A 1348-nucleotide genomic window follows, 5' to 3' on the forward strand; every position below is an offset into this window, starting at 1 on the left:
GGAGCTGAATCTAACTCAGACCAGATTTTTACGGATGTTATCCTCAATTGGTCGTACGAATAAGAGTTCCGTAACCGAGGCGACATGCTCGGGCGGGCATTAGCCGTTTTGGTGCGAGCACATCAAGCGCACTCAAGATAGCGAGCTTTGAAGCTTCTTTGCGATCGTCTCACGGTCACGTTGAAATTCAGGGCATCTCAAGAACGGTGTACATTGAGCTTGCCACTACGATGAAGCGGCGATGTAGCATAAGCGAATCGCTGGCCGATGCTTGCAATCGGGCCAGCCGGATGCAGTCGATAAAAGGAGGTTGTGCGCCATGATGCATGAGTTCCTTTCGAACAATCGGGATGATCTTATCGAGCGATGCAGGCTGAAAGTTGCGCACAGGGCCACCAGAGGGGCGACCGCGCAGCAATTGCAGAACGGTGTGCCGCTTTTCCTTGATCAACTTATCCTGACACTTCGTATTGAACAGACGAAGGAGCCTATGGAGAGTCGCAAGATCTCCGGTCCGTCGGGCGGCGAAGCCTCGTTTTCGGCAATCGGAACCTCGGCTGCGCAACACGGACAACAGCTCCTAGAACTCGGATTTTCGGTTGATCAGGTCGTCCACGACTATGGTGACCTTTGTCAGGCCATTACCGATCTTGCGTATGAACGCGACGCGCCCTTTCAGATAGACGAGTTTCGAACACTCAACCGCTGCCTGGATAATGCAATAGCCGACGCGGTGACGGAGTTCAGCTATCAGCGCGACTCAACTGCGGCGGGCAAGAACGCTGCGCAGGTGAACGAAAAACTTGGATTCTTCGTCCACGACCTACGCAACGTCCTTCAAAGAGCATCGCTGGCTTTTGAGGCGGGGAAGGCCGGGAATCTAAATCTAAATTGGTCCGGCGCAACTGTGGCAGTCTTAGAGCGCAGTTTGGATGGGGGTCTGCGTAAGCTGATAGACGATTCGCTCGCAGAAGTGCGGTTGGCGGGTGGTAGAGAGAGACCGCCGGATGTGTTCTCGCTGGCTGACTTCATTGGAGAGATCGAGCAGTCTGTAAGCCTCCGGGCACGGGCTCACGGGTGCGCTTTCACCGTTTCAAGCGTCGACGCGAGACTCGCCATACGCGCGAATCGCGATCTGTTGTTCTCGGCGCTGGAAAATTTGCTACAGAATGCGTTCAAGTTCACTCGGCCGGGTACGGACGTAACCCTTAATGCGTACGCGGTTGCCGAACACATCCTGATAGAAGTGAAAGACCATTGTGGTGGGTTGTCCGCCGCCGATGTCGATAAGTGTGACGAGTAAACGAATTTCAAAATATGGGGTCTGACAGGCAATGCGACTCTGATG

Annotated in this window: 1 protein-coding gene; it reads left to right on the forward strand. The window is 54.1% G+C overall.

The window, feature by feature from the left end; translation table 11 throughout:
- Window positions 1-319 precede the first annotated feature (319 nt).
- Window positions 320-1303 carry a sensor histidine kinase gene (locus BSU04_RS12025; RefSeq protein ID WP_089160818.1) on the forward strand — a complete coding sequence of 328 codons (984 nt, stop codon included), beginning with the start codon at window positions 320-322 and terminating at the stop codon, window positions 1301-1303.
- The last annotated feature ends 45 nt before the right edge of the window (window positions 1304-1348 follow it).

The sequence above is a fragment of the Caballeronia sordidicola genome (assembly GCF_002220365.1).
Taxonomy (GTDB): Bacteria; Pseudomonadota; Gammaproteobacteria; order Burkholderiales; family Burkholderiaceae; genus Caballeronia; species Caballeronia sordidicola_C.

What these genes read in the sequence shown, in the direction of transcription:
- BSU04_RS12025 (WP_089160818.1), top strand. Translation starts at nt 320, where the DNA reads ATGATGCATGAGTTCCTTTCGAACAATCGGGATGATCTTATCGAGCGA.